General features: G+C 68.5%; 15 protein-coding genes. 9 read left to right on the top strand and 6 right to left on the bottom strand.

The annotated features are described in order from the left end of the window. Nucleotides 1-198: 198 nt before the first annotated feature. Nucleotides 199-987, top strand: coding sequence for an SAM-dependent methyltransferase (locus tag ACFWP7_RS38775; protein WP_384392020.1), 789 nt, complete (start codon nucleotides 199-201; stop codon nucleotides 985-987). A gap of 32 nt (nucleotides 988-1,019) precedes the next feature. Here ACFWP7_RS38775 and ACFWP7_RS38770 read toward each other — a convergent pair whose 3' ends face one another. The 3 genes from ACFWP7_RS38770 to ACFWP7_RS38760 form a co-directional block, all read right to left on the bottom strand. Next, on the bottom strand, nucleotides 1,020-1,562 hold the full coding sequence (locus ACFWP7_RS38770; RefSeq protein ID WP_384392018.1) for an FABP family protein: 543 nt from the start codon (nucleotides 1,560-1,562) through the stop codon (nucleotides 1,020-1,022). Between the two features lie 237 nt (nucleotides 1,563-1,799). Continuing rightward, complete coding sequence (locus tag ACFWP7_RS38765; RefSeq protein WP_384392016.1) at nucleotides 1,800-2,549, bottom strand: hypothetical protein; 750 nt, start codon at nucleotides 2,547-2,549, stop codon at nucleotides 1,800-1,802. Further along, nucleotides 2,540-3,634, bottom strand: a complete 1,095-nt coding sequence (locus tag ACFWP7_RS38760; protein WP_384392014.1) for a substrate-binding domain-containing protein — start codon at nucleotides 3,632-3,634, stop codon at nucleotides 2,540-2,542. The genes ACFWP7_RS38765 and ACFWP7_RS38760 overlap by 10 nt, the downstream gene beginning before the upstream one ends. A 198-nt stretch (nucleotides 3,635-3,832) precedes the next feature. Between ACFWP7_RS38760 and ACFWP7_RS38755 the strand changes: the two genes are divergently transcribed. The 6 genes from ACFWP7_RS38755 to ACFWP7_RS38730 all read left to right on the top strand — a co-directional run bounded on the left by ACFWP7_RS38755 (nucleotide 3,833) and on the right by ACFWP7_RS38730 (nucleotide 11,108). Continuing rightward, on the top strand, nucleotides 3,833-4,885 hold the full coding sequence (locus ACFWP7_RS38755) for an autoinducer 2 ABC transporter substrate-binding protein (RefSeq protein ID WP_384392011.1): 1,053 nt from the start codon (nucleotides 3,833-3,835) through the stop codon (nucleotides 4,883-4,885). Between the two features lie 56 nt (nucleotides 4,886-4,941). Next, nucleotides 4,942-6,549, top strand: a complete 1,608-nt coding sequence (locus ACFWP7_RS38750) for a sugar ABC transporter ATP-binding protein (RefSeq protein WP_384392008.1) — start codon at nucleotides 4,942-4,944, stop codon at nucleotides 6,547-6,549. After that, nucleotides 6,546-7,550, top strand: a complete 1,005-nt coding sequence (locus tag ACFWP7_RS38745) for an ABC transporter permease (RefSeq protein WP_384392005.1) — start codon at nucleotides 6,546-6,548, stop codon at nucleotides 7,548-7,550. Before ACFWP7_RS38750 ends, ACFWP7_RS38745 begins: the two co-directional genes overlap by 4 nt. After that, nucleotides 7,547-8,650, top strand: coding sequence for an ABC transporter permease (locus ACFWP7_RS38740; protein WP_384392002.1), 1,104 nt, complete (start codon nucleotides 7,547-7,549; stop codon nucleotides 8,648-8,650). The genes ACFWP7_RS38745 and ACFWP7_RS38740 overlap by 4 nt, the downstream gene beginning before the upstream one ends. Before the next feature lie 141 nt (nucleotides 8,651-8,791). Further along, nucleotides 8,792-9,559, top strand: a complete 768-nt coding sequence (locus ACFWP7_RS38735) for an SDR family NAD(P)-dependent oxidoreductase (RefSeq protein ID WP_384392000.1) — start codon at nucleotides 8,792-8,794, stop codon at nucleotides 9,557-9,559. Nucleotides 9,560-9,575: 16 nt separating this feature from the next. Beyond that, nucleotides 9,576-11,108: a mannitol dehydrogenase family protein gene (locus tag ACFWP7_RS38730; protein ID WP_384391997.1), complete on the top strand. Its 1,533-nt coding sequence runs from the start codon at nucleotides 9,576-9,578 to the stop codon at nucleotides 11,106-11,108. 53 nt (nucleotides 11,109-11,161) lie between these two features. Here the strand turns inward: ACFWP7_RS38730 and ACFWP7_RS38725 are convergent, their stop codons facing one another. Then, complete coding sequence (locus tag ACFWP7_RS38725) at nucleotides 11,162-12,454, bottom strand: MFS transporter (protein WP_384391994.1); 1,293 nt, start codon at nucleotides 12,452-12,454, stop codon at nucleotides 11,162-11,164. A 108-nt stretch (nucleotides 12,455-12,562) separates the two neighbouring features. On the opposite strand from ACFWP7_RS38725, the gene ACFWP7_RS38720 reads away from it, so the two are divergent. After that, nucleotides 12,563-13,489 (top strand): LysR family transcriptional regulator, encoded by a 927-nt coding sequence (locus ACFWP7_RS38720; protein ID WP_384391991.1) that lies wholly within the window; start codon nucleotides 12,563-12,565, stop codon nucleotides 13,487-13,489. Nucleotides 13,490-13,517: 28 nt separating this feature from the next. Here ACFWP7_RS38720 and ACFWP7_RS38715 read toward each other — a convergent pair whose 3' ends face one another. Then, nucleotides 13,518-14,432 (bottom strand): LacI family DNA-binding transcriptional regulator, encoded by a 915-nt coding sequence (locus ACFWP7_RS38715; RefSeq protein ID WP_384391988.1) that lies wholly within the window; start codon nucleotides 14,430-14,432, stop codon nucleotides 13,518-13,520. Nucleotides 14,433-14,551: 119 nt separating this feature from the next. On the opposite strand from ACFWP7_RS38715, the gene ACFWP7_RS38710 reads away from it, so the two are divergent. Then, on the top strand, nucleotides 14,552-15,037 hold the full coding sequence (locus ACFWP7_RS38710; protein ID WP_384391985.1) for a hypothetical protein: 486 nt from the start codon (nucleotides 14,552-14,554) through the stop codon (nucleotides 15,035-15,037). 74 nt (nucleotides 15,038-15,111) lie between these two features. On the opposite strand, the gene ACFWP7_RS38705 is transcribed toward ACFWP7_RS38710, so the two are convergent. Beyond that, nucleotides 15,112-18,387 carry a S8 family serine peptidase gene (locus tag ACFWP7_RS38705; protein ID WP_384391982.1) on the bottom strand — a complete coding sequence of 1,092 codons (3,276 nt, stop codon included), beginning with the start codon at nucleotides 18,385-18,387 and terminating at the stop codon, nucleotides 15,112-15,114. Between the last annotated feature and the right edge of the window lie 264 nt (nucleotides 18,388-18,651).

Raw genomic sequence — 18,651 nt, 5'->3', positions numbered from 1 at the left:
GGCCGGTCCGGGCTCCCCCGGACCGGTCGCCCCGCGCAGATGCCCGGATTCCGCCGAGAACCGGCACGGGCAGCGTCGGCGACGACACGGCGGCCCCCCGGCCGGTATCCGCCAAGTCCCTTTACAGTCAGTCGAAATGCTGTGCCAGACTACGGTGATCACCATCGTTGATGATCCCTGCTCACGCCGGAGCCTGCCATGACGACCGACACTCCCCGCCCGCCGCAGATCGACACCAGCAAGGCGCATCCCGCGAGGGTCTACGACTGGCTCCTGGGCGGCAAGGACAACTACCCCGTCGATGAGGCCCTGGGTGAGAAACTGCCGGCCGAAGCGCGTGACGCGGCCCGCCAGAACCGTCAGTTCATGCACCGCGCGGCCGCCTGGCTCGCCGGCCAGGGTATCGACCAGTTCCTCGACATCGGCACCGGCATCCCCACGCAGCCGAATCTGCACCAGATCGTCCAGAAGATCGCGCCGGCCGCGAAGGTCGTCTACACCGACAACGACCCGATCGTGCTGCGGCATGCCGAAGCGCTGCTGATCAGCACTGTCGAGGGGGCCACCGACTACATCCAGGCCGATGTGCGGCAGCCCGACGCGATTCTCGAACGCGCCCGTGCCGTACTGGACTTCGACCGGCCGATCGCGCTGTCGCTGATCGCCCTGATGCATTTCATCACCGACGAGCAGGACGCGCACGGCATCGTCCGCAACCTGGTCGCGACCCTCCCCTCGGGCAGCTATCTCGTGCTGTCACATGCCGCGTCCGACCTCTACCCGGAGTTGGCGGCGCAGGTCACCGCCCAATACGCCAAGGGCGGCATAGCGCTCGCCTTCCGCACCCGCCCGGAGGTCAGCCGCTTCTTCGACGGCCTGGAACTGATCGATCCCGGCCTGACGACGGCCCCGGAATGGTTCAAGTCGACGCCGGCGCCGGAGCTCGAGGGAAACGGTGTCTACACCGCCGTCGCACGCATCCCCTGACCGGCCGCCACCAGCTCTGAAGCGGTCGCCGGCTAACCCCGGCGTCGTAGCCGTGCCGAGAGATGGTGCTGCAACGGCTCACCGACCGCAGCGAGATCGTGGACGAAGGTGAGCGTGTCGTCGTCTGTCAGCGCGTAGCGGCGACGAGTCGCGTTGACCTCCTTCGCGGTGGGGGTGAGCGCCACCTCGTGGGTGGCGAGGTCGACCGTGTTGTCGGTCGCCAGGCCCACCGCGATCTCCGCGATACCCGTTGGCTGGGTGATCAGTGCCTCCACCAGGCCGTCGGGCTGGAGCCGCCACCAGCCGCTCTCCCTGGCCGACGGGCGCAGCGGTGCACCGTCGGCATCCAACAGCCAGGCACGGGCCTCGTATCGGAGGAAGGGGCGGCCGTCGTGACTGAAGGTGACCTCCTGCGCGTACGCGAAGTCCTCGACGATCGTGGGGTACCCGCCCTGCCCCTGCCCGTACCAGGTACCCAGGAGGCCGACCACGGGTGAGAGCAGCGCGTGCGGGGCGGGCGCCTCGTCCGGTCGGTCGCCATCGGGATACGGGTGTGCCGGTACGGGGTCGAACACGGTGCGCGCTCCTGGGATCGGGTCCGGGGATGGTGTCGGATGGCAGCCTAGGGGGTCGATCCACGCGATGCTTCGCGGCCACCCTTGCGGACGAACGCCGGGGACGAGCCGCGAACGGCGTACGGATGACAGATATCGCGGCGGCGCCGGACGGTGGCCCACTCGGCGCCGCAGTGCTCCCCAGGAACCCGGCGCCAGTGCCGCGGTTGGCCGCACCACCAGGCAGAGCACCGGCGTTCAGGCCCGTGAACTCACTGTGTCGGCCAGATCCGTCAGCGCGGCCGAGCCGCGGAGAAACGTCGCAGGGCCGGCCAGCCGATCCGGCAGGTGGAGAACGGCGGCAATGTGGTCGTCGGAGTTGTCGGCACCGACCCGAATCCCGAGCTGGACGATTCCGTAGGAATCAGTCAGTCGTGCGACGCGTGCATCGTTGTGGTCCACGGCCGCGATCACGGTCAGCGCGTCCTGGATGCTCTGCGGGGTGATTCCCTGGTGGTCGGCGTATTGGCCCACCAGTTCACGCGCCGCCCTTTCGGGAACACTCCGTAGTACGGCCGCCGCGCCGGCGCTGTCGGTCACCGGCCTGGACTGCCCGGGGCGCGGTGTCAACGCGAGGGGGTGCTGCCCCATTCGAACGTCCACGCACAGTGCGTGGAGCCCGACGACGCGCACGAACGAAACCGTGTGACTGTCGAAGAACGCAATCTGTCCGAGAACCCGTAGGGCGCGCTCGACCAGCGTGGGATCCTGTGACGTGCCGGCGGTCGTCGCGGCGAGACGGACCCCCAACCGCAGATTCCCGTTGATGGCCCGGCGCAGCAGATTCTCGACTTCCAGCGCCTCGACAAGATCGCCGATCGAGCTTTTCGCCATGGTCAGTTCGGCGGCCAGCGCGGCCGGTGTCGTGGCAACGTTGTGGCTCACCGCGTCGAGGACATCGACGGCTCGGTGGACGGCCGGGGTGCGGCGCGGTTGCTCTATCCCCATGTCTCGTAGTCCTTCGCGTTGTTGCGGTCGAGTATCTGGGGCGGCAGGAACACCGCTCGCTGGACTCGCCCCGAACCGGACCGCAGGGCCACGCCCAGTTCGAGCGCCACACTGAGCAGGCGCTGCGGATCCTGCGCGGCCGATCCGATGAGCGGCCCGCCGGCCAGGATCTGCTCGACCGCCTGCCGGGCACCGTCAACTGCGACAATCGGTACCGGCTTTCCCTCTTCCACCAGGACCTTCGCTATACCCAGGCCGATCTGGTCGTTCGCCGCGAAGATGCCGTCGATTGCTTCCCCCGATTTCAGGATCTGCCGTGCCGCCGACTCGCCGGATTCCTCGTTCAGCGCGCCGGGGGCGCCGATCACGGTCCTCATGTTCGGATACTCGGCCATCGCACCGAGGAATCCGGAGATTCTGTCGGCATTGGCGGTGATGGCGATCCCGTCGACGAGCGCCACTGTTCCCTTGCCGCCCAGCACCCGCGCGATCAGACCGGCGGCGAGAGCGCCCGCTTTGGTGTTGTCGGTCGCGACGACCGCGTCGGCGCCCGATGTCGAGCTGCCGACGGCCACGACGGCGATGTGCGCGGCTTTCGCTCTGCTCAACACGTCCACCAGTCCGTCGGACGCAACCGGCTCCACCAGGATCAGGTCGACGCCCGCGTCGACGAAGTCCGCGATGTGTCTGATCTGGCTCTCCGTGGACCTGTTCGCACAGCGAACGTCCACCTGGATGCCCCGGGCTCTGGCTTCCTCGCCGAGGCGATGGCACTCGGCGAGGAAGAACGGCTCGTTCTCCGGATAGGTGAACCCCACCCGCCGGACGGTCTGGCTCTGCGTCCGCGCCATCGAGGCCAACTCGTACAGCCGCGGCCCGAACGCGTAGCTGCCGTCCACGCCCCGGGTGAGCAGTCGCTCCTCCGTGAGCGCGCGGCAGATGCCGAGCACGCTGCTCTTCGGCGCTCCGGTCAGTGCGGTGAGCTCGGCAAGGCCGCAGGGCCGGTCGGCGGCGGCGAGCGCGTCGAGCACGAGCGCTGTGCGCGAGACCGCGGGTACGCGGTGCTTCTTCTCCGACGGCGTCATCCGTTCCCCTCCAGCCAAGGTGTTGACGTCCCCGAAACCCTGACTTAATGTGCGTTCACCATCTCGGGCGAGAGTACGATATATGAAACGGTCACGCAAGAGGTTGAACGTCGTCGGCGTGATGCGAACCCGGGCCGGACACGAGATCACAACCGCCTGCCCCACCAGATGCGGGTCATCGCACAAGGGAGTGGATCGATGGTCACCTTCAACGACAGACGGATACGGGGCCCACTGGCCGCAGTCGTGGGCGCGGCGCTCTGTATGACAGCGGCGGCGTGCACGAAGCAGGGTTCGAACAGCTCCGGCGCCTCCAGCACCTCCAGCGGTTCGACGTCGTCGGTCACGGTGGCCTTCGTCCCCAAGTTGCAGGCCGCGTACTACGACGCCATGAACACCGGTGCCGAGGCCGCGGCCAAGGCCCTCGGTTTCAAGTGGGTCCTCAACGCACCTCCCACCGCGGACCCCGCCGCCCAGGCCGGCATCGTCCAGTCCCTGATCCAGCAGAAGGTGGACGTCATCGCTGTCGCCCCCGACGATCCCGACTCACTGGCCCCGGTGCTGGCACAGGCCAAGGCCGCGGGCATCAAGGTCATCACGTCCGACAGCGACGCCCCGAACTCCGTACGGTCTGTTTTCGTGAACCAGGGCACGGCGCAGGCCATCGGCGAGGCCCTGGTCGACCAGATGGTGAAGGGGATGGGAGACACGGGCGAATACGCCATCGTCTCCTGCGGGCAGACCGCGGCGAATCTGAACGCCTGGATCGCCGTCCAGAAGTCGTACGCCGCCAAGAAGTACCCGGGACTCAAGCTCGACAGCGTCGTATACGCCAGCGAGGACCAGGCACAGGCCGTGACGATGGCCAAGTCGCTGATGGCCGCACATCCCAACATCAAGGGCCTGGTCGGCGAGTGCACCACCTCGGCGCCCGGTGTGGCCCAGGCGGTGCAGGAGACCGGGAAGATCGGCAAGGTCTTCACGGTCGGCGTCGGCACACCGAAGAGCATGCAGCCGTTCCTGAACAACGGGTCTTCGAGCGCCTCGGTCCTCTGGGACGTCCAGGCCCTCGGATACCTCACGGCCTGGACCGGCTACCAACTCGCCACGGGCAAAACCCTGCAGCCGGTGAACGACGTCTCCTCCAGCCTCCCTGCGGTCAAGGAAGGCGTCATGGACGGCGTGCCGACCGTGTTGCTCGGCCCTCCGCTCATCCTGACCAAGGCCAACGTCGGTAAGTACGACTACTGAATCCGGAAGCCGGGGCCGCTCGGGCGAGCGGCATCCCGGCCTCCCAATGAGGCCAGATGAAACCGAATGAGTACACGATCGAGCAAGCCGAGGACGCCTCGATGACACCACCCCAGCACGAGGCTGCCCGGGACTCCGCGTCCGAACGAGCCCTTCTGCGGCTCTCCGGCATTCAGAAGGCGTACGGCGGTGTACGGGCACTGCGGGGTGTCGACTTCGAAGTCCGCAGCGGTGAAGTGCACGCACTCGTCGGCGAGAACGGCGCCGGCAAATCCACTCTCATCCGTATCGTCTCCGGCGCCGAGACGCCGGATGCCGGCAGCATCGAACTGGGCGACACGCCACTGGGGAAGGGCAGCACCGTGGCGGCGCTGGATGTCGGCATCGCGACCGTGTACCAGGAGCCCCAGCTGTTCGCCGAACTCACCGTGGTCGAGAACGTGTACATCGGCCGCGAGCTGCGCACTCGGGGAAGGGTCGACTGGAGGCGGCAGCGCGCCGAGGCCGAGGCCGCCTTCCAGCTCCTCGGCATGGATACACGCATCGCGGACGTCAGGGCCGGGGACCTGCGAGTGGCCGAGCAGCAGCTCGTGTCGATCGCCAAGGCACTCATCCGCAAACCGCGCGTCCTGATCCTCGACGAACCGTCCGCCATCCTTGTCGACCACGACATCGAGCTGCTGTTCAAGGCCATCCAGGCGAGTCGCCGCGCCGGAGTGGGCGTCATCTACATCAGTCACCGGCTCGACGAGATCAAGCGCATCGCCGATCACGTCACGGTGCTGCGCGACGGCGAAGTGGTCGCGACACGCGATGTCGCCGCGACGACGATCCGCGAGATCGCCCGACTGATGGTCGGCAAACAGGTCGTCACGAGCGACCGCCGGCGCGAGGCCCCATCCGGCGAGGCGTTGCTCAAGGTCGCCGGGCTCGGGTACCGCTCCGCCTTCCGCGATGTCACCTTCGACGTTTCGGCGGGCGAGATCGTCGCCGTCTACGGCCTGGTGGGCTCCGGCAACGACGAACTGGCCCAGAGTCTGTTCGGCATCCTGCCGCCGACCGCCGGCACGGTCACGGTGAACGGACGAAGGGTTCCGCTGCGCAGCCCCCGTGACGCGCAGAACGCCGGAATCGGGCTCGTTCCGGCGAACCGGAAACTGCAGGGCGTCTTCGGTGACAAGAGCATCGCCTTCAACCTCGGCCTGTCCAGCCTGAGTCGGCTGAGCCGCTTCACCTGGGTGAAACGACGCAGCGAGCGACGCCTCGCCGAGACGTACATGGCGCGGCTCGCGGTGAAGGCGCCGGACTCCGCGACGCCCATCGCGTCCCTGTCCGGCGGCAACCAGCAGAAGGTCGTGATCGGCAGGCAGTTGGCGACCCACCCCCGGGTGCTCGTCCTGCAGGAACCCACCCAAGGTGTCGACGTCGGCGCGAAGGCCGAGATCCATCGGCGTGTGTTCGACCTCGCCGCCACGGGCAGCGCGGTCGTCGCCTCCTCGACGGATCTGGAAGAGGCGCTGACGCTCGCGGACCGGCTGATCGTCATGCGGAACAGGACGGTGGCCGCGTCCTTCGAACGGGGCACACCCGGCGTCGACGTCCTGGCCGCCGCCGCCGGCGATCTCGACGGGGGCGCGGCAGACGAAACGGAGGTGGTGTCGTGACCACGCTGACCACGCCGCGGACGAACGCCGCACAGCGGTGGCGGACCGCCCTCGCCGCCGTCGAGGGGCCCGAACTCGTACTCCTCGGCGTGCTCGCCTTGCTGTGGGTGGGTCTCGCTCTCGGAACGGACACCTTCCTCAGCGGCGTCAACGTTCAGAACATCCTGTCGTCGGTTGCCCCGGTCGCCCTGATCGGGATCGGGATGACGGCCGTGATCGTCACCGGCGGAATCGACGTCTCGGTGGGCAGCGCTGTTGCCGTGGTGATGGTGGTGGTCGGCGAGGCCATCACGACGCAGCACGCAGGGATGGGAACGGCCCTGCTCATAGCCGTGGTCGTAGGCGGCCTGCTGGGCGCCTTCAACGGCGTGGTCATCGCGCTGACCGGGGTCCATCCCATCGTGATGACCTTCGCCACGCTGAACCTGTTCCGGTTCCTCTCACTGGAGATCTTCGGCTCGGGAAACCTCGACGGTGTCCCCGACACCTTGCAGCTACTCGGCGGTGGCGGCAGCGGACGGCTGCTCGGGGTGCCGAACTCCTGGTGGCTGAGCATGCTGATCGCCGCAGCGGTGTGGGTCTACATGCGGCACCGGCCTTCGGGCCGACACTGGTACGCGATCGGTGGTGACGCCAACGCCGCACGCCTGGCAGGCATCCGGGTCAGGCGCCGGGTGATCGCCGCCTATGTCCTGGTCGGTGTGATGACCGGCCTTGCCGGATGCGTGCTCATCGGCAGCGGCGGCACCGTGCAGCAGAACAGCGGCACAGGGCTGGAGCTGAAGGTGATCGCGGCAGTGGTGATCGGTGGCACGAGCATCCTCGGTGGCCGTGGAACCGTCCTCGGCACCCTGCTCGGTGCCCTGTTGGTCGGTACCGTGACCAGTGCCGTGACGATCCTCAACTGGCCGTCGCAACTGGCCAACCTGTTCGTCGGGATCTTCATCGTCCTCGCCGTCGGAACGGACGTTCTGCGGGAGCGTCGCAGGAGGGCACTATGACCATTGACGAGGCCCCCTTCGAATCAGTCGACATCGATCCGCTGCCCCCGCCCAAGGGCCGGGTCCGTCGCTCCGCGGCGATACGGTGGCTGCTCACCGACCGGATCGCCCTGCTGATCGTCCTGCTGGTGGTGCTGCTGGTCTGGTTCCACTTCCTCAGCGTCGGTGACTATCTGCTCGCTCCGTTCAGCGCGAGCTACCTGGCCGGCTACCTCGCCTACTTCGTGCCGATATTCATGCTGGCCGTGGGCGAAGCCTTCGTCATCATCGGCGGCCGCGGCGGGATCGATCTGTCCGTCGGCGGGACCGTGAGTCTGGTCAGTATCGTCTTCGGGTACGAATACGCCTTCTGGCACTGGCCGTTGTGGCTGGCGATCGTCGCGGCGATGGCCGGTGGCGCGGTGCTGGGCGCGGTCAACGGCCTGCTCATCGGCGTCCTGCGCATCCCTGCGCTGATCGCCACGCTGGCGACGAGCTACGCCTACAGCGCGCTGGCGCTGACCATTCACAACAGCGCCCCGATCGCGACGGCCAGTATCCAGGATCTGACGTCGCTCACCCGCAGCGTTTCCGTGCCACTGGTCGGCGGCCTGGTGCCCGACATTCCGCTTCAGGTACTCACGGTCTTCCTGCCCACGGCCGTGGTCGCGTGGTTCCTGCTGCACCGCTCCACCTACGGCCGCCGGCTTTACGCACTCGGCACGAACGAGACCGCCGCCCGGTTCGCGGCCATCTCGGTGGGACGCGTGCGGTTCACGGCCTACGTGCTGTCGGGAACGATCGCGGGACTGGTGGCGGTGGTGACCGTCGCTCAGTTCGCCTCGGCAACCACCGACGCCGGCACCTCGGGCGCAGGTATGACGCTTCCCGCGATCACCGTCGCGGTTCTGGGCGGCGTCGCGATCTCGGGCGGCGTCGGCCGCGTCGGCGGGGTCGCTCTCGCGGCACTGCTGGTGACGTGGCTCAACGCGGGAATACTGCTGCTGTTCAACAACGAACAGTCCAGCAAGCTGCAACTGTTCGCCCTCGGCGGCCTGTTGCTGCTGGCCGCGCTGCTGAACGTCTTCATCAGCCGCTTCGCGCGGCGGATCCGGTCATGAGGACGGTGAGCTGAAGAGCAGTCGGCCGACGGCGCGTTCCGCTCCGGGCACAGTGGCAGCCCTGCGCCCGGCTCCTGCAGCCCGGCCCGTGTTCCCACCGCCCCACTCCCGCCAGTCCCCACAACCTTGGAGAGAACAACGATGTCCATACTCGACACCTTTTCCCTGTCCGGGAAACGCGCTCTGGTCACCGGCGGGAACCGCGGCCTCGGGCTGGCGTTCGTCCGGGGCCTGGCCGAAGCAGGCGCCGATGTCGCGTTCGTGGCCCGGGACGCGGAACGCAACGCCTCCGCCGTCGGCGCGCTGGCCGCGGACGGCGTGAAGGCGCAGGCCTTCGAAGTCGACCTCGTCTCGGACGACGGCCCCGCACAGGCCGTGGCGGGAGCCGTGGAACGCCTGGGCGGCCTCGACATCCTGGTCAACAACGCCGGCATCGCGATCCACCGGCCCTCGCTCGAAATCCCCGACGAGGAATGGGACTTCGTCCTCGATGTCAATCTGCGCTCACTGTGGCGCATGTGCCGGGCGGCCGGCGCCTACATGAAGGACACGGGCGGCGGCAGCATCATCAACATCGGATCGATCAGTTCGCTCATCGTGAACCGGCCGCAGTGGCAGCCCTCGTACAACGCGTCGAAGGCGGCCGTCCATCAGCTGACCAAGTCGCTGGCGGCCGAGTGGGCCGAGTACGGCATCCGGGTCAACGCGCTGGCCCCTGGATACGTGAAGACGGAGATGGCCGCGGTCGATGAGCCACAGTTCCGGCAGCACTGGATCGAGGACGCGCCGATGAAGAGGTACGCGCTTCCGGAGGAGATCGCACCGAGTGTCGTCTACCTGGCCTCGGACGCCTCGTCGTTCATGACCGGGTCGGTCGTCGTCATCGACGGCGGCTATGTCCTGCACTGAACGAGAGCCGAGGGCAATGAAGATCACGCATTTGGATTCCGGGTCCCTGGCCGGAGTCGACGAGCGGGTCGCGACACCGACGTACGACCGCACCCAAGTGGCCACGGGAATCGCTCACTTCGGCGTCGGCGGATTCCACCGCTCGCACCAGGCGATGTACCTCGATCGCCTCCTCGACAAGGGCGAGGCATTCGACTGGGGCATCTGCGGCATCGGTCTGATGCCGAGCGACCAGGTGATGTCCGACGTACTGTCGCGGCAGGACAATCTCTACACCCTCCTCACCCGGGCGACGGACGGGCAGCGCGAAGCGCGGGTGATCGGGTCGATCGTGCGCCACCTCTACGCACCCGGCCAACCGGACGACGTACTGGACGTCCTGGTCGACGAGCGCACCCGCATCGTCTCCCTCACCATCACCGAGGGCGGCTACAACCTCGACCCCGTCACGGGCCGGTTCGACCCGACCGCTCCTGACGTCGCCCGGGATCTCCGTCGTGAGCCGGGCGAAGCGCCACGCACGGTGTTCGGCTACGTCATCGAGGCGCTGCGCCGCCGCTGGGACGCGGGACGCGCGCCGTTCACGATCATGTCGTGCGACAACATCCAGTCCAACGGAGGCATCGCCCGCGCGGCGTTCTCGGCGTTCGCGTCACTCGTCGACGCCGAACTGGGAGAGCGGGTGCGCACCGAGGTCGCCTTCCCCAGCTCGATGGTCGACCGCATCACCCCGATCACCACCCCGGCCGACATCGCGGAACTCACCGAGGACTACGGCATCGACGACGCCTGGCCAGTGGTCTGCGAGCCCTACACACAATGGGTGCTGGAGGATGCGTTCCCGGCCGGCCGTCCACCGTGGGAGACCGTGGGCGTTCAACTCACCGACGACGTCGAACCGTACGAGCTGATGAAGTTGCGTCTCCTCAACGCGGGCCACCAGGCCATCGCCTACGCCGGACACCTGGCCGGTCACACCTACGTACACGAAGCGGCCCGCGACACCCAGCTTGCCGAGTTCCTCCTCGGCTATATGACCCACGAAGCCGTCCCCACCCTGAAACCCGTCCCCGGTATCGATCTCGACGTCTACATCCACAGCCTCATCGAGCGCTTCGCCAACCCCTTCATCCGCGACACCATCGCCCGCCTGTGCGCCTTCACCTCCGACCGCATCCCGAAATTCCTGCTGCCGGTCATCAACAAGAACCTCGCCGACGGAGGCGAGTTCGCGAGGTCCGCGGCGGTCGTCGCCTGCTGGGCGCGCTACGCCGAAGGGGTCGACGAAAGCGGCGCTCCCATCGAAGTACAGGACGCCCTGCGCGACGAACTGGTCGCCCGCGCCCGTCAGCAGTACGAGAACCCACTCGCCTTCATCGAGAACGAGTCGCTGTTCGGTGCGCTGGCTCGCAATCCGGAGTTCGCCGACAGGTACAGGTCGACGCTGGCGTCACTGCACTTGCTGGGAACGCGACGAACGATCCAGAACCTCAACTCCTCGCTGGCCGAGGACCAAGCACAACGCCTGGGAACACGTTTCGGCAGCTAGCAGGGACGGCTGTGGCGAGGTTGGTGTCGCGGGTCGGATCTCGATGCGCGGAGTCAGCACGCCTGAAACGGCTCGGGGGCCGGCTCCCGGTCGGTTCGGTTGAGTTCCGCACTCACGACGCGCGTACACAGGACCACGGCGATGGCCGCGATCACCACGAACACGAGCATCACCGTGCGCGCGGCCACGTACTGGGAGGCGATGCCCAGTACCACCACGGGAACCGACAGTCCGATGTAGGCGCCGAGGAAGAAGCCGGCGAGCACCTCGGCGCGTGACTCGGGTGGGGCGGTGGATCCGGCGGCGCCGAGTGCGCCACGGAAGGCCAGGCCGCCGCCGGCGCCACTGAGCACTCCGCCGATCACGAACATCGTCAGGCTGGGCAGCCACATCCCGCCCGCCAGGAGCGCGAGACCCGGGACGAGTACCAGCGGGCCGACGCGCAGAGTGCGCTGCAGCCCGGCTCGGCTCATCGCGATCTGGGCGAGCGCGCCCGCGGCGAACGCGGCGAACGCCACGGCGCCGGCCACCGCGTGCGAGTCCTGGTGCATGGTGCCGGCCAGGAACGACGGAGCCAGCGAGTTGAACACACCGAAGACCGCGAACGCTGCCATGCCCGCGGCGATGGCGCCGAAGAACGTCCGGCGGGCGTGCCCCGGCACCGCGACGCGCTGCGGCCGGTAACGCGGCGCGGGGACCGGGCGGTCGGCGGTCTCGGGTGAGACCGCGACGAGTACGGCAAGCACGGACAGGACAACGGCGAACAGGATGTACGGCAGCCGCAGCGGTTGCGGCGCGTACTGGGCCAGCAGTCCGGAAATCAGTGGCCCGACGCCGATGCCGCCCAGGTTCGCCGCGGTCGCCACGACCTGGGCACGGCGGGGAGAGCCCTTGTCGCCGCCGGACGCTCCGAGGTGCAGTTCGGCGAGGTAGGCGGTGGCCGTCGCGGTGGTCAGACCGACCGACACCCCGCTGATGACCCGGGCCACGAGGAGTCCGGGCAGGCTGGGCTCGAAGAGGAAGATCAGCGCGCTGGCCACGTTGACCAGTAGCGCGGGCACGAACACGTTCTTGCGGCCCGCCCAGTCGGACACATGGCCGCCGAAGAACAGACTGGCGATCACCCCGACCGCGTACACGGCGTAGACGACGGTCAGCATGATCGTGGAGAAATGATCACGCTGCTGGTAGAGCACATAAAGGGGCGTCGGTACTGCCGAGAACCCCATGTTCAGCAGGAAGGCCACCGTGGCGGCCCAGAACCCGAACGAATGGTGCCGGAGTCGCCGCACGTGCGCGGGGTGACCCTCTCCCTGCTCGTGTCCGACGGTGACGACAGAAGTCATGACGTGGTTCCTTATCGCATGGCCGAGGGGTGAGCGCAGCATCGCCGCCGCGTCTCCTCCCCCTGAGCCTCCGCCCATCACGGTTATGCTGTCCAACGAAAACTGGGCATGACGGTGATGAATCTGGAGCATGACATGGAGCTGCGGCACCTGGAGCACTTCGTCGCTGTCGCCGAGGAGCGCAGCTTCACCCGCGCCGCAGCAGGCCTGCACCTCGTGCAGTCGGCGCTGTCCGTGTCGATCCGGTCGCTGGAGCGCGAGCTCGGCGGCCGGCTGTTCGACCGCACCACCCACTACGTCGAGCTCACCGACGCCGGCCGGGCGCTGCTCGTCGAGGCGCGCAACGCACTGGCCGCTGCTGACGCCGCCCGGGACGCCGTCGCCGCGGTGCACGGCGGGCTCCGCGGGACCGTGCGGGTCGGCATCATGCACTCGATGACGCTGATCGACCTGGCCGCCGTACTGACCCGCTATCACCGGGAACGGCCGCAGGTGCAGATCCTCCCGAGCGCCGCCCAGGGCGGGTCCACCGAGTTGGCGCGCCAGGTGATCGACGGCAGGCTCGATCTGGCCTTCGCCGCCCTTCCCAGCGACTATCCGCCCGGTCTGACGGTGCACCCGCTGGCCTCAGAGCCGATGCTGCTGGCCTGTCCGGAGGACCACCCGTTGGCCCGCCGCCGTGTAGTCCCGCTCGCCGAACTCGACGGCGAGCGGTTCGTGGACTTCCCGCCGGGGTGGGGCACTCGGCTCGGCGTCGACCGGCTGTTCCTGGAATCCGGGGTGCGGCGCGAGGTCACCGTGGAGGTGGCCGACGTCCCCACGGTCGTGGAACTGGTCAGGGCGGGTTTCGGCTTCGCGTTCCTGAGCGAGTCGCTGGCCTCCGGCTCCCGTGCGGTCGCCCTCCGGCCGGTGCGACCGGAACCGGCGTTCGTGATCTCCCTCGTCACAGCGTCCGACCGTCGCCCGTCCGCCGCCGCCCAGGCGCTCATCGACCTCATACTGACCACGTTCGCCGGCCCGCAGCCAAGCGCCTGACCGGGCGAAGGTGCTCAGTGGTCCCGCTTCACTCCGCCCCCGGAGCCGCCGTACTCGCGCGGATCACCAGTTCGGGGTCGAAGAGGAGTTCACCGACGGGGACGTCGCGGTTGCCGACCAGGGCGATGACACTCCGGGCCACTTCCGAGGCCAGGCGGTCGGCCGGCTGACGGACCGTGGTGAGCGGCGGGTCGACGAAGTCCATGATCATGGCGCCGTCGTAGCCCACGACCGACACGTCGCGCGGGACGTCGTACCCCTGGCGGCGTGCCCCGCGGATAGCGCCCAGGGCCATGTAGTCGCTGGCGGCGACGATGGCTGTGGCGCCGCGGCCAAGGAGCGAGATCGCGGCGGACTGGCCGCCCTCCACGGTGTAGGACTGACGGACCACCCACTGCTCCGGGTCCTCGACACCGCGTTTGGCGAGCGAGGAGAGGAAGCCGCTGACCCGGCGGTCGGCCGGGCGGTTGCCGACCGGGCCCGATGCCATGCCGATGCGGCGGTGGCCGAGCCGGTGGAGGTGGTCGACAGCGAGTTCGGCGGCCAGCAGGTCATCGGTGGAGAAGACCGGCGCCTCCCCCACGCCTTCGAACTGGCCGTTGACGCCGACGAACGGGATCCGCCGGGAGCGCAGGAGTTCGTACGCCTCCGGGTCCGCGCCCTCGATCGTGTTGCTGGCCGAGAGGAAGACGACGGCGGCGACTCCCCGGTCGGCGAGTGAGGTAACGAAGTCCAACTCCTGTACTCCGCCCGGGAAGCACGGGCACAGGATGGTCTTGAGGCCGTGCGGGGCGAGGGTGGACTCGATCCGTTCGCAGACGTCGGCGAAGAACGGGTTGGAGACGAACTCGGTGATGGCCGCGATGAGTTGACCCCGCGTCTGCCGCTCGTACCCGAGGTCGGCCATGGCCTGCTCGACCGCCTCGCGGGTCTTGCGGGACACGCCCTGGCGCCGGTTGATGACGCGGCTGACCGTGGCCTCGCTACCTCGACTACGTCCAGGCGCAGGAGTTGGGGCCGGAGGGATCGCCCAACATCGAGTCGACGACGTACCTACCCGACATGTTCTTCAGGAACAACCGCAACGACACCGCCTGGACGTGGATGAAGAAGATCTACGGCCAGCGGGAACTCCAGCACGTCAACTCCAGCCAGGGGCCCAACGGTGACTATCCCGGGGTGTCGTTCTCCCTGGTCAGCCAGACCGTCGAAGGCCTGATGGGCATCCGGCCCGACGCGGCGAACCACAAGGTGACCACGCAGTCGCGGCTCCCGTCCGGTATGAAGTGGCTCCGGACGGCGGACGTGCCCATCGGCACGAGCACGATCACCGTGCGGCACGACGGCGCGACGAAGTCCACGCTGACGAACAACGCGCGCAGCGGCGCCTACCAGTGGGAAGCCCGCTTCCGGGGCGTCCACAAGAAGATCACGGTCAACGGTGTCCCACAGCGCGTGCGGACCAAGACGGTCGACGGAGTGACGTACACCTACGCGACGCCGACTGTGCGGGCGGGTGCGACGGCGGCGGTGCGGGTGACCGACTGACGCGAACACTGCCTCCTGGTCCGCGAGCGGAGGCCCGCGCTGCCGACCGGGGCCGGCAGCGCGGGCGCAAGGAATCACTTGGTGCGGTAGGCGTCAACGATCGTCTGGGCGAAGGTGCTGCCCTTGCGGTCCGTCAGCCGGGCCCGGAAGGAGACCGAGCCTCCCGCGGCCGGGTTGTCCACCGTCACCGTGCCATGCCGCACGACGAGCGGGCGCCAGGTCTCGCCGCTGTCGTAGGACACGGACACCTGAAGTGCCGCCAGACCAGGTCCGGCGGCCGAGCCCTGCACGGTGACCGGAACCGACTGCCTGGCACCGGCGGTGCCCGTGGAGTCGAGGTCGAGCTCCGGGGTGTAGCGAATGACGCTCGTCGGCAGCGCGACGGCTGTCGCGGTGTGGCCCGAGGTGAACTCGGCCTGCCAGGTGACCGTCGAACTGACCGATGCCACACCGGTCTTGGCCCGCTCGACGGTGGTCACCACGCGGTAGCGCGCCTTGTCCGCGGGCAGTTGGAAGCCGGCGTCGTCGAGCACGCCGTCCGCCGTCGCGTACTCCTTGCCGTTGCGATAGACCGTGGTCGACGCCGTGTCGTACGCGCTTCCTCCGTCGTGGCCCTCGCCGTCGGCGAAGGGCACGATGCTGCCGGTGAGGGTGTCGCCGTCCCGGACCAGTCCCTTTCCGAGGCCCTCGCCGAGAACCGGGCCGAAGACGCCGGTGTTGACGGTGGCGGTGTGACTGCTGCCGCTGGGGTACGTCTTGTCGGGAAGCCGGTACGCCGCCTGAACGGTGCCGTTGGTGGGTGAGACCTGCTGAAAGTACTCGCTCCAGCGGTAGTCGCCCTGCAGGTACACCGTCCTGGTGCTCGGCAGTTCCGTGTAGAACCCCACTGCGCCGAGCGGGAGATCGGGCGCGACAGTCCAGTTCACCCCCAGGGCTCCGGCTGCCGACGCACCTTGCCGCAGCGTCAGCTTGGCCAGATCGTCCCAGGTCACATGCTGCGTGTGACCGGTGTAGAAGGCGTCCTCAAGAGTGTCCGCGATGTGGTACTCGGTGTCGCCGTTGTACCAGTGCGACCCGAAGTGAGAGGTCACCTCGCCCGGCGGCAGCGGGTCGCCGATCTGGGCGGTGCGGGTACCGGCCGGGTCCCCCGTCAGCCCGACCGTGGTGCTCGTCCCGGTTCCTTCGTCCTTGACTGTGGTGGACATGAACGAAGTGAAGCTCAGGGCCTTGGAGTCCGGCAGCGACAGGTCGATCGGCTGTGTCTTCCGGGCATCGACCTCGATGGTCATGTCGTGATCGACCGTCAGCTTCGGCGCCATGAGGTAGTCGAGGCCGTAACCGCCGGTACCGCCTCGCGCGAAGGTCTTGCCCACGACCGTGTAGTCGCCGGCGGCCACACGTACTGTCCCCGTGCCGTCGCTTCCCTGGACCAGATCGAAGGAGTCTCTTCCGATGCCGACAAGGTAGGCGGCCCAGTCGTAGAAGCCGGGCGTCGAGCCGTCCCGGCCAGTGGCCTTGAAGGTGACGTCGTACGTCGCCGCCGCGCGGTCCACGGCGCCGACGCTGCGCACGGTCTGACCGCTGCCGGTGGCCGTCACCGTGACGCTGTACGCGCCGTCGGCATCTCCCCCGATCCGGGTGTCCGCGCTCACGCCGACGCCGGCCGTGCCGCCTGCGGGCACGGTGACCTGCGAGGTGCTGAGGGTGAAGAAGCCCAAGGGGGCGGCGGCGCCGTTCGGGCTCGTGCCGGTGGCGGCCAGGTCCAGGGTCACCGCCTGGTCGCCGTCATTGCGATAGGTGATCGTCTTGGTCAACGGCTCGTCGTCGGTGTGCGGCCATGCCACGGCACCGAAGTTCAGCGAGGTGGGCTCCGCCACGACGGTCTGCCCGGTCGCGCGGACCAGGTCGACCCGGCCGGTGCCCTGCTCGAACACGCTGTAGTCGCCCGGGGCGGTCGAGCCGACCAGCGCCGACTTGATCTGCTGCCCGCTCCAGCCCGGGTGCTGCTGGGCAAGGAGCGCCGCCGAACCTGTGACGTGCGGGGTGGCCATCGAGGTACCGCTGATGGTCACGTACTCCGGGGTGGGATGCGGGGCGTCGGGCAGGGTGCCCGCGGCCGAGGCGGCGGTGATGTTCACGCCCGGTGCGGTGACGTCGGGCTTGACGCCCCCGTCCTCGAAGCGCGGGCCTCGGGAGGAGAAAGACGCGAGGACGTTCTGCTTGTCGACGGCGCCGACGGTCAGCGCGGACTCGGCGACGCCCGGAGTCCCGATGGTGCTCGCGGCGGGACCGGAGTTACCCGCGGCGACCACGAACAACGCCTGGTCGGACAGCGCGTCGACGGTCTCTTCGAGGGGGTCGGTCCCCAGGGTGTCGGTACCACCCAGAGACATGTTCACGACGTCGGCGCCCTGCTCGACGGCCCACTCCATGCCGACAACGATGTCGGAGGTGAGGCCCGATCCGGCGGAGTTGAGCACCTTTCCGTTGAGCAGCTCCGCGCCCGGCGCCACCCCCCGGTACTTGCCGTCCGAGGCCGCGCCGGTCCCGGCCGCGGTCGAGGCGACGTGTGTGCCGTGCCCGTTGTGGTCCTGGAAGTCCGCGTCAGTGCTGAAGTTCTGCTGGGCGATGACCTTGCCGGCCACGTCGGGGTGACTGGTGTCGATACCCGTGTCGAGGATGGCGATCTTCACGCCGGTACCGTCGTAACCCGCCTTCCACACCTCAGGCGCGCCGATCTGCGGCACGCTCACGTCCAGCGCGGCCTTCACCACCTTGTCGAGGCTGATGGAGGCCACGCCCGGCGCCAGTTCACTCACCCCGTCCGAGGTGTCGGTGAGCGACGACCACGCCTTGGCCGTCTCCTGCGGGCTCAGGACGAGCGCCTCGCCGTCCACCGCGTCGAGCTCCCGGACGGCCGTACTGGTCTGCGCGTGCAGGCTGGTTCGTGCGGCCGGGTTCTCCCTGCTGTACTCGACGATCACGGGTGATCCGCCACCCGCCAGGTCGGCGTACTCGGAGCGGCCCAACTCCGCCGCGTCGAACAGCTCACGGTCCAGCTTCCCCGTGGAGATCAGCGGTTCGACATCGGAGGGGATCACATAGGTGTGTCCGCCGCTCTCGATGGTCTGGACGGGGACTGCTTCCCGTCCCTTGGCCGGGGTGACTCCCGCGACCGTTCCGTCCTGGCCGAGCAGTACGTGGTCGCCGGTGATCAGAGTGACCGTCCGGGCCGCGGTCGTCGCTTCGGCGACCGCCGTACCCTCGCCGTCCGCGGAGGCCGGTGGGGCGATGGTGAGCCCCGTCGTCATGGCCGCCGCGAGGGTCAACGCCCCGGCTATGGCGGTCACGGAAGGTCTGTTGCGTCTTGCTCGCAGCACTGTTGTCCCTGTCCTTGATGGGGGTCAGCAGAGAACCGATGAATGCTCAGACTTACAAGCTTCAAGCATTCTGTCAGGGGCTCGTCAATGAGGCCACCATCCCCTGGGGTGCTGGAGTGACGGGTGAGTTCAACTCCCTTTCACAGTAAACACCTTGAGACGTATCGTCCGAGACACACGAGGAAGTCGGCGAGGGCAGGGGGGTTGGGGGGGCAACAGGGGCGAAACCCCCAC

This window comes from Streptomyces sp. NPDC058470, assembly GCF_042721055.1.
GTDB lineage: Bacteria > Actinomycetota > Actinomycetes > Streptomycetales > Streptomycetaceae > Streptomyces.
This window is presented reverse-complemented; position numbering and strand designations above follow the sequence as displayed.